This is a genomic window from Promicromonospora sp. NPDC057488 (assembly GCF_042802395.1).
Lineage (GTDB): Bacteria > Actinomycetota > Actinomycetes > Actinomycetales > Cellulomonadaceae > Promicromonospora.
Genome location: NZ_JBHVEG010000220.1, coordinates 1 through 9,186, shown reverse-complemented (window position 1 = coordinate 9,186; position 9,186 = coordinate 1). Strand labels below are relative to the sequence as shown.

Sequence of the window (9,186 nt, the reverse complement as noted above, 5' to 3'; positions counted from 1 at the left end):
GCCGCGCGCATCGCGGACCCGGTGGCCGCCACCACCCAGTTCATGGGCATGATCTCGAACTTCACGTTCTGGCCGCGCCTGACCGTCGTCGGCTGGAACCCGACCGATGCCGAGACGGCCCACGCCGTCGACGACGCGGTCGCCACGATGATCGCCCGCTACGGCGCCCGCTGACCGCCCGTGGCCACCGAACCGTCCGCAGCCCTGTCCCGAGTCCCGCGGCTCGCCGCCCACGACGCCGTCTCCGCGGCCCTGGCCCGGACCAGCGACGGCGCCCTGCGCGAGCTGCTGGGCGCCGCCGCCCCGATCGGTTCCGGCATCGGCGGGGCGACCCGGGTGGTGGAGGTCGAGGGCGCCCCGGTCTTCGTGAAGCAGGTGCGTCTGACCGACCTCGAGCGGCGGCCGGAGCACGTCGGCTCCACGGCGAACCTGTTCGACCTGCCGGTCTTCTGCCACTTCGGCGTCGGCACCATCGGCGGACCGGGGTTCGGGGCCTGGCGGGAGCTGGCCGTGCACACCATGACCACGGACTGGGTGCTCGCGGGCGAGCACGAGGGCTTCCCCTTGATGTACCACTGGCGGGTGCTGCCCGACGCCGGCCACCCGCTCCCCGAGGAGCTGGCCGACGTCGAGCGGGCCGTCGCCTACTGGGGCGGCGGGCCGCAGATCCGCGACCGGATCGAGGCCCTGGAGCAGTCCCCGGCGAGCATCGTGCTGTTCCTGGAGTACGTGCCGCAGACCCTGCACACCTGGCTGGACGAGCAGGTCCGGGTCGGCGCCGAGACCGCCGAGCGGGCCTGCGCGATGGTGGACGCCGAGCTGGCGGCCGGCGTCGCGTTCATGAACACGCGCGGCCTGCTGCACCTCGACACCCACTTCCAGAACATCCTGACGGACGGCGAGCGGCTGTTCTTCGCCGACTACGGCCTCGCGATCTCCTCCGGCTTCGAGCTCACGCCGGGCGAGGCCGCCTTCCTCGCCGAGCACGAGGGCTACGACCGGGACTACGCCGCGACGTACCTGGTGAACTGGCTGGCCGTCGCGGTGTACGGGTACGCGCCCGACGAACGCCGGGCGTTCGTGCGGGCCTGCGCCGAGGGGGTGGCCCCGGAGGACGTCCCGGCGGCCGTCGGGGAGCTGCTGCTCCGCGACGCGCCGGTCGCCGCGGTGGTGGGCGACTTCCATCGCCGCTTCCAGCGGGAGAGCCGGACGACGCCGTACCCGCTGGCGGCGCTCGGCCGCCTCGACCGGCCCGGCCCGCGGGGCACGCCCTAGAGCCAGACGGTGACCGCCGCGAACACGAGCGCGGCCACCGCGACGCCGACGGCGACCAGGAGCAGCGGGGACACGCGCGCCCCGCCCTGACCGGCACCCCGGCCCGAGCCGGGGCCGCGGTCGTCCCCGGCGGTCCGGGGCAGGATCGACACCGGTCGCGGCGGGGCCGCCGGATCCCCGGTTCCGGAACCTGCGGGCGTGCCGACGGGCCCCGTGCCGGTAGGCGAGGCACCAGCCGGTGCGGTGGGCGGTCCGCCCAGGTTCTCGGTGTCGCCGACACCGCGCGCACCGGGATCGTCGAACGCGACGTCCAGCTTCCGGGTCGCTGCCGGACCGGCACCGGAACCCGTTCCGACACCGGCCGCCGGCCCGTCCTGGGGAGCCAACGGCGCCGTCGGCTCCGCGGGGATAGCGGGCGCCAGCGGCGCCGACCGGCCCCGCCCCAGCACCGCCCACTGCGCGAACGCGCCGGTCAGCCCGTCCGGGAGCACCCACGAGCCCGCGGGTCCGGCCGCCAGCCGACGACGCACCGCCGCGAGCGTGGGCCGGCGGCCCGGGTCGGCCCCGACGCACGCGGTGACGACCTCGACCAGGTCGTCGGGCAGCCCGGCGAGGTCGGGCTCGTCGTCCCGCACCCGGCGCGCCAGCTCGGCCGAGGCTCCGGACCCGAACGGCCCGTGCCCCGTCGCGGCGTAGGTCAGCACGGCGCCCAGACCGAACACGTCGGCAGGCGACCCGGGCTCCAGGCCGCGCGCTACCTCGGGCGGCAGGTAGGCCACGGCGTCCGGCACCAGGCGCGGGAGCGTCACCGTGGCCGCCTCCAGGGCGCGGGCCACGCCGAGACCGGTCACGACGGCGCCGTCGGCGGTGAGGACCACCGTGGACGGGTCGAGGCCGCGGTGCACGTGCCCGGCGCCGTGCACGGCGTCGAGGGTGTCCGCGAGGGCCGTCGCGAGGCTCCGGACGGCGTGGGGCGGCAGCGGCCCGTAGGTCTCGACGGCCTCGCGCAGCGACGGTCCGGGCAGGAAGTCGGCGGCGGTCCAGGGCGTGCTCTCGCCCAGGTCGGCGGCGCGGACCCGCTGCAGGTGCGGGGCGCGCAGCCGGCGGGCGGCGTCGGCGCCGTCGGACAGGAGGGCGAGCACCTTGGGGTCCCAGGCGATCTGCTCGCTGACGACGGTCACCTCGGCGAACAGCCCGTCGGGCGACCGGCCGAGGTAGGCGATGCCCGCGCGGCCGACCCGGAGGCGTCCGCGCAGGTGGTAGGGCCCCAGCTCCTTGGGGTCACGTTCGCCCAGCGGTTCCAGCTCCATGCTCGGTGTCCTCTCGGTGGTCCCGCACGGTCTGCGGTCAGAACAGCCCGTCCAGGACGGTCGACAGGTCCACGGGCACCCCGCAGGCCGAGGTGTACGAGTCGGTGCCCTCGGCGGCGGGCTCGCCGTCGAGCGCGATGCGGCAGGTGATGTCCTCCGCGTCACCCTGCGCGGTCAGGGCCAGCGACTGCAGCTGCGACTCGACAGGGAGGGTCCCGGTCCACGGCGTCACGACCTTGAACCCCTTGCCGTTGCCCTGCTGCCCCTGCTGGGTGCCGCCGTCGTCGGTGTCGATCACCACGGCGTTGTAGGTCACGGTCACGACCTCCCCGGCGCGCGGGGTCGTGATCTCCAGCTCCACGCTGTGCAGCGCGTCCACGGGGTCGGACCCGAGCCGCTCGCCGGTCAGGCTGTACGCCCCGCTCTCCATCGCGTCGGCCGGGACGCCGTTCTGCGCGACGGTCCACCAGACGCCGGCGGTCACCACGACGGCCCCGGCGGCCGCCACCGCGACCCACCGGCGACGCGGGCGGCGTCGGGCTCCCCCGGTCTGATCGCCTGCCCCGAGTACCGCGGCTCCCCCGGACTTCCCGTCGAGCCCGTGGCCGACGCCGTCCCGGAGGCCCTCCGGGACCGGGTCCGGGACGGGGGCCTGGACCACCTCGGTGTCCGCGGGCGCCTCCCGCACCTGAAGGTCCTTCAGCTCCTGGGCGCGCTCGGCGACCATCGGCCCGACGCCGGACGGCAGCCGCCACGGTGCCACGGCCCCGGACGCCGGCCGCAGCCCGTCGAGCACCTCCGCCGTCGTCGGGCGGTCCGCCGCGTCCTTGGCCAGGCAGTCCCCGACCAGGCCGCGCAGCTCCGGCGGCACGTCGCCCAGGTCGGCGTCCTCGTGCACCACGCGGTAGACGATCGCCTCGGTGGGGCCGCCGCCGAACGGCGAGCGCCCCGTGGCCGCGAAGAACAGCACGCACCCGAGCGCGAACACGTCCGACGGCGGCTCGGCCTCCCGTCCGCGTACCTGCTCGGGCGACATGTAGGCGGCGGTGCCGAGCACGTCGCCCGACGTCGTGACCGACGTCGCGTCCACGGCGCGCGCGATGCCGAAGTCGATGACGCGCGGGCCGTCGGCGGTGAGCAGCACGTTGGCGGGCTTGAGGTCGCGGTGCACCAGGCCCGCGGCGTGGATGGCCTCCAGGCCGCCCACGAGGCCCGCGCCGAGCGCCCGGACCGCCTCGACGTCGAGCACGCCGTTGCGCGCGACGGCGTCGTGCAGCGACGGGCCGGGCACGTAGGCGGTGGCCATCCAGGGCCGGTCGGCGTAGGCGTCGGCGTCGACCACCTCGGCGGTGTGATAGCCGCCGACCAGCCGGGCGGCCTCCACCTCGCGAGCGAACCGGACGCGGAACTCGTCGCCCCCGGCCAGGCCCGGGTGGATCACCTTGACCGCCACCACACGCCCGCCGCGGGAGCGGCCCACGTACACCTGGCCCATGCCGCCGGCGGCCAGCCGACCCAGCAGACGGTACGGCCCTGCCTGTGCGGGGTCGCCCGCGCGCAGCGTCTCGATCACGGGCGGGCCCCGGGTCGGCGCGTGGACCGGGGCATCAGCCGTTGCCGTTCTGGAGATCGTCGACGCTGTCCAACAGGTTCCGCAGGTACTCGTCGTACTCCGGGGTGCCGGGCTCTGGCATGTCGTCCAGCCGCTCCCGCTGCTCCTTCGACTGCTCCTCGTACAGCTTCTCGCTGTCCTCGCGGATCTTGTCCATCTGCTCCTGGATCTCCTCGGACACCAGCATGCAGCCCACGTTGACCTGCCCCGCCTCCTCGGCGACCACCTCGCCGTCGATCAGGATCCGGCAGGAGACCGCGATGTCGGCGCCGTCGACCAGCATGGCGGTCCGGTCCTTCCAGCCGGCCTCGGCGGACAGCGTGATGTGGGCGCCCTCGACCGCTCCCTTCGCCGTGATGGTCCGGCTCCAGGGCAGCTCGATCTCGGTGTACATCTTGTCGAGGTCCATGTCGGTGATGTCCTCCACGTTGCGGAACGAGTCCGCCAGCCCGGCCGGGCCCAGCCGCCCGTCGTACCGCACACCGAGGGCCGTGCTGTCCGCGTCCTCGCCCGTGGCGGTCACCTCGAGCGTGACCTCGTGGGTCTCGTCCGGCACGGTGAGCTGCATGTTGCCGACCGACGACGGTTCCGGGACCAGGTCCGCGCCTCCTCCGGCCTGGCCGCTGAAACCCCTGGTGAACGCCAGGGCGCCCGCGACGCCGACCACGACCGCCGCCACACCGACCCCGGTCCACAGCGCCGCCGGGGTGCGCCACCAGGCGCGGCGCCCGACGCCGGGGCCTTCGCCCGACGACGCGGTCCCGGTGCCGACGGCGCCGGCGGCTGCCGGAGTCGTGCCCGCCGGAGTCGTGCCCGCCGGCGCCGCGCCCACCGGAGCCGTGCCCGCCGGCAGCCGGCCCGTGCCCGGCGCCTCGATCCGCTCCGTCGCCGCGGGGTCGTGCGGCGACACCGACACCACGCCCGCCTCGACCCCGCCCACCTCGGCGGCGCGCTCCGCGATCATCGCGACGACGCCGGCCGGCAGCTCCCAGCCGCCGCCCGTGGCGCTGGCGAGCCGGTCCACGACGTCCGACGGCGCGGGGCGGTCGGCCGGCTCCTTCGCGAGGCAGGCCTCGACCAGCCCGCGCAGGCCCGACGGCACGCCGGCCAGGTCGGGCTCGTCCCGCACGACGCGCCGCGCGACGTCCTCGGCGGCGCCGCCCCCGAACGGGCTGCGGCCGGTGCAGGCGAACACGAGCACCGAGCCCAGCGAGAAGACGTCGGACGCCGGCGTGACGTCCAGGCCGCGCACCTGCTCCGGCGACATGTAGGGCGCCGTGCCGATCGACCCCTGGTGCGTCAGCGACGTCGCGTCGTGCTCCAGGGCGATGCCGAAGTCGACGACCCGGGGGCCGTCGTCGGCCAGCAGGATGTTGGACGGCTTGAGGTCGCGGTGCACCAGGCCCTGGGCGTGGATCGCGCTCAGCCCCTCGGCGAGGGTGGCGCCCAGGGTGCGGACCACAGACATGGGCAGCGCGCCCTCCTGCCCCACTGCGTCCTCCAGCGAGGGCCCCGCCACGTAGGCGGTGGCCATCCAGGGCCGCTCGGCGTCGGGGTCGGCGTCGACCACCTGCGCCGCCCAGAACCCGCCCACCCGGCGGGCCGCGGCGACCTCGCGCCGGAACCTGGTGCGGAACTCGGCGTCGCCCGCCAGGCCCGGGTGGACCAGCTTGACCGCGACGGGCCGCCCGGTCCGCGGGCGGCCCAGGTAGACGCTGCCCATCCCGCCGGACCCGAGCCGGCCCTCGATCACGTACGGCCCGACCTCGCGCGGGTCCTCCCCGCTGAGCGCTGCGATTGGCACTGTGCCCCCGACTCCTCATCCGACCGCCCCGAACCGGCTTCCGCGCCGGACTGCTGGCCTGATGGTAGAGGGCCTAACGTTTTGGTTCAATCGTTCCCGGGCAGGGGCCGTCCGGGCAGGTCAGGCCGCCGGCAGCAGCAGCGCGTCGTGCAGGGCCGACGCCGCGCCGTCCCGCTCGACGCTGCTCGTGACCTGGTGCGCGACGGCGCGGACGGCGTCCGGCGCGTGGCCCATGGCGATCGACACGCCCGCCCAGGAGAGCAGCTCGAGGTCGTTCTCGCCGTCGCCGATCGCCACGGTGCGCGACGGCGCGACACCGAGCTCGGCGCGGATGCTCTCCAGCGCGGTCGCCTTGCTGACGCCGGGGGCGGTGACGTCCACCCAGTCGACCCGGGTGGGGAACGCGGTGACGCCCGACTCGCGCAGCGCCGGGGTCAGGCGCTGGGCCCACTGCCCGTGCACGACGAGGCGCGGCGTCGGGCGCACCCAGATGTCCCCGACCCGCTGCAGCACCTCCTGGTGCCCGCCGAGCTGCCCGTCGGGGAACCGCTTGGTGACGCGGTAGCCCGTGCCGACCACCTCGGCCGCGAGCCGCAGGTCCGGGCGGATCCTCGACACGAGCCGGACCACGGGCTCGGCCTCGACGGGCGTCACCTGCACCACGGAGTAGCCGTTGCCGTCCAGGCGAGCGGTCACGGCGCCGTTGGCCGCGACCACCCAGCCGTCGCGGATGCCGAGCAGGCGCACCATCTGCACCGCGACCGACAGCGAGCGACCCGTCGCGATCGCCAGGTGGTGGCCGGCGGCGCGGACGGCCGCGAGCGCCTCGACGACGGCAGGGGTGGCCCGGCGTCCGGAACGAACGAGGGTCCCACCCAGGTCGCAGGCGACGAGGGCGGGTGTCGACGTCGGTACGTCGGGCAGTGCTGCGGTGGCCCCGGAGGCGGTCGCGGTCACGGTATTCCCCTGGTGATAGGTGGCGCGGCCCATCATCCCCCATACTAGGACATTTTGGAACTCGCATCTCGAGGCCGAGAAACGTCTTGTCCCAGGTCAGAGGCCTGCAGCGGCCGAAACGATACACGCCACGGCGGGTGAATGACGCACCCGTCCGGATCAGCGCTCGCGGACCGCGATCCCGGGGTACTCCAGCACCAAGCCGGCGGCGTCGAGGGTGAGCACGCACGCGAAGTCGAACGTGGCCGACGCGTAGTCCAGGAGCAGCGTGCCCGGCGTCCGCTCGCGGAACCGGTAGTCCTGCTCGATCCGCTGGACGCCGAGGTCCTGGGCCCGGACGAACGCCGCGGGCGACCGGTGCGTCCGGCCCGGCGACAGGTCGAGCCGGTGGACCGGCAGCGTGTTCGTCACCGCGGAGGACTCGAGGTCCACGTCGAGGCAGCCGTCCAGCCGGGGGTCGGGTGCGCCGTCGACGAGCCAGCGGGCCGGGGCGGGGTTCGTGTCGAGGCTCGGGACTGGGTCATGGAGCTGGGCGGTGCCGGCTGGGGCGTCCGTGTCAGCGTCGAGGTCGGCTCGTTCGAGGACGGTGCGGAGGGCGCCCGCCGCCGTCACCGCGACGATCTCGGCGCGGCGCGTGCGCCAGTGCCGGTCGACCTCGATCAGGTACCCGACCGACCATGCCTGCTCGCCCTCGACCGCGGCGGTGTGCCCGCGCAGCACGTGCCCCCGGTCGGTCCGCTCCGCGAACATGACCTCGAAGCCGGTCCGGACCCCGGCATGGGCCCAGGCCGACACCGGAGGCACCGGGCGCAGCCGCACGGTCCGACCCTAGCCAGTACCCGACGCCGCCGCTCGACCGCGAGCACCGCCGCCCGTTCAGCGCGGCGCGGTCAGCGGGGCGCGGTCAGCGGGGCGCGGTCAGCGGGGCGCGGTCAGATGAGCAGGTCGCGGTCAGATGACCATGCACCTGCTGCCAGACGGGCCTCCACCCTGGCAGCAGGTGCATGGCCATCTGTCGCGTCACTTACCCGGCCCGACCGACGCCTGGCGCAACCCCGCCCGGCCCGCCTCAGGCATCCGGAACCAGCCGGCGCAGCACGGGCTCCGCCGCCGCGACGACGTCGGACCCCTCGATGGCGCCCGAGAGCCACAGGCTCGCGAAGCCGTGCGCCACGGACCATGCGGCGCGGGCACCGTCGGCGTCGGGCGCGAGGTCCGCGAGCGCCGCGGAGGCCGCCTGCTCGGCGGCGCGCAGGTCGGCGTCGTCGCCGTGCAGCAGGCTGCGGTCGAACATGACAGCGAAGTGCCCGGGGTGCCCGACGGCGAACCGCACGTAGGCGACGCCCGCGGCCAGCAGGTCGTCGCCGGCCTGGTCCAGGGCCTCGGCGAGCAGCGCGAAGCCTTCGGTGGCGACGGCGGTGAGCACGCCCGCCTTGTCGCCGAAGTGGTGCGCGGGTGCCGCGTGGGACACGCCCGCGAGCCGCGCCAGCTCACGCAGGCTGAGGCCGGCGGCTCCACGTTCGGCGACGGCGGTCGCGGCTGCCGCGGTCATCGCACGGCGCAGGTCTCCGTGGTGGTAGCTCATGGGGCTCCGTCCTCTCGCGTCCGCGTCTCGTGACCAGCTCGCCCAATCTTGCCATTGACAAGATAGCAGCGCGAGTGGTGAGGTGTCGCACGAACTTGTCACCGTCAAGATCGGAGCGGTCATGCCTGTCCCCCTTCCCGTCCTCCTGATCGGGATCACGGCGCTGGCGCGCCTGGTCGGCCTCGCGGTCCCAGCCCTCGACAGCTGGCACGACGCCACGCGCATCGGCATCGCGGCCGTCTACCTGATCGCGGCGTCCGGACGGCTCATCCCGCACGTGCGCCGGGACCTGGTCCGCATGGTGCCGCCGGGCCTGCCGCGCCCGGACCTGCTCGTGGCCGGTACGGGCGTCCTGGAGCTCGCGGGCGCGATCGGCCTGCTGGTGCCCGCGACGGCGCCCGCCGCCGCGATCTGCCTCGGGCTCCTCACCCTGGCCATGACGCCGGCCAACATCTCCGCGGCGCGGCGCGGTGTCCTCTTCGACGGCAAGCCGCCCACCCCGGTCGGACGCCGCCTCGCCGAGCAGGCGCTCTACCTGGCCGCGCTGGCCGCCGTCGTCTGGCTGCCGTTCTGATGCCGGCCGGCCGGAGCCTCGCCGGCCCGCCGACCCGGCGACGTCGAGCACAGCAGTTGTTGCCAGGGA

9 protein-coding genes are annotated in these 9,186 nt (G+C 75.4%); 3 read left to right on the top strand and 6 right to left on the bottom strand.

From position 1 onward, the window contains the following. Positions 1 to 9 precede the first annotated feature (9 nt). Positions 10 to 174: a TetR/AcrR family transcriptional regulator C-terminal domain-containing protein gene (locus tag ACFU5G_RS27135; RefSeq protein WP_377251730.1), complete on the top strand. Its 165-nt coding sequence runs from the start codon at positions 10 to 12 to the stop codon at positions 172 to 174. A gap of 6 nt (positions 175 to 180) precedes the next feature. Further along, positions 181 to 1,275, top strand: coding sequence for a protein kinase family protein (locus ACFU5G_RS27130; protein WP_377251728.1), 1,095 nt, complete (start codon positions 181 to 183; stop codon positions 1,273 to 1,275). Here ACFU5G_RS27130 and ACFU5G_RS27125 read toward each other — a convergent pair. The 6 genes from ACFU5G_RS27125 to ACFU5G_RS27100 form a co-directional block, all read right to left on the bottom strand. Further along, on the bottom strand, positions 1,272 to 2,585 hold the full coding sequence (locus tag ACFU5G_RS27125; RefSeq protein ID WP_377251726.1) for a serine/threonine protein kinase: 1,314 nt from the start codon (positions 2,583 to 2,585) through the stop codon (positions 1,272 to 1,274). The two genes, ACFU5G_RS27130 and ACFU5G_RS27125, sit on opposite strands and share 4 nt — an antisense overlap. A gap of 37 nt (positions 2,586 to 2,622) precedes the next feature. After that, on the bottom strand, positions 2,623 to 4,158 hold the full coding sequence (locus tag ACFU5G_RS27120) for a serine/threonine-protein kinase (RefSeq protein WP_377251724.1): 1,536 nt from the start codon (positions 4,156 to 4,158) through the stop codon (positions 2,623 to 2,625). A 34-nt stretch (positions 4,159 to 4,192) separates the two neighbouring features. Further along, positions 4,193 to 6,001: a serine/threonine-protein kinase gene (locus ACFU5G_RS27115; protein WP_377251722.1), complete on the bottom strand. Its 1,809-nt coding sequence runs from the start codon at positions 5,999 to 6,001 to the stop codon at positions 4,193 to 4,195. 120 nt (positions 6,002 to 6,121) lie between these two features. Further along, positions 6,122 to 6,958, bottom strand: coding sequence for an HAD family hydrolase (locus ACFU5G_RS27110; protein ID WP_377251720.1), 837 nt, complete (start codon positions 6,956 to 6,958; stop codon positions 6,122 to 6,124). 159 nt (positions 6,959 to 7,117) lie between these two features. Then, positions 7,118 to 7,777 carry a putative glycolipid-binding domain-containing protein gene (locus ACFU5G_RS27105; protein ID WP_377251718.1) on the bottom strand — a complete coding sequence of 220 codons (660 nt, stop codon included), beginning with the start codon at positions 7,775 to 7,777 and terminating at the stop codon, positions 7,118 to 7,120. A gap of 250 nt (positions 7,778 to 8,027) precedes the next feature. After that, on the bottom strand, positions 8,028 to 8,543 hold the full coding sequence (locus ACFU5G_RS27100; RefSeq protein WP_377251716.1) for a TetR/AcrR family transcriptional regulator: 516 nt from the start codon (positions 8,541 to 8,543) through the stop codon (positions 8,028 to 8,030). A gap of 121 nt (positions 8,544 to 8,664) precedes the next feature. On the opposite strand from ACFU5G_RS27100, the gene ACFU5G_RS27095 reads away from it, so the two are divergent. Beyond that, a complete protein-coding gene (locus ACFU5G_RS27095; RefSeq protein WP_377251714.1) occupies positions 8,665 to 9,117 on the top strand; it encodes a DoxX family protein in 453 nt (150 codons plus the stop codon). Positions 9,118 to 9,186 lie beyond the last annotated feature (69 nt).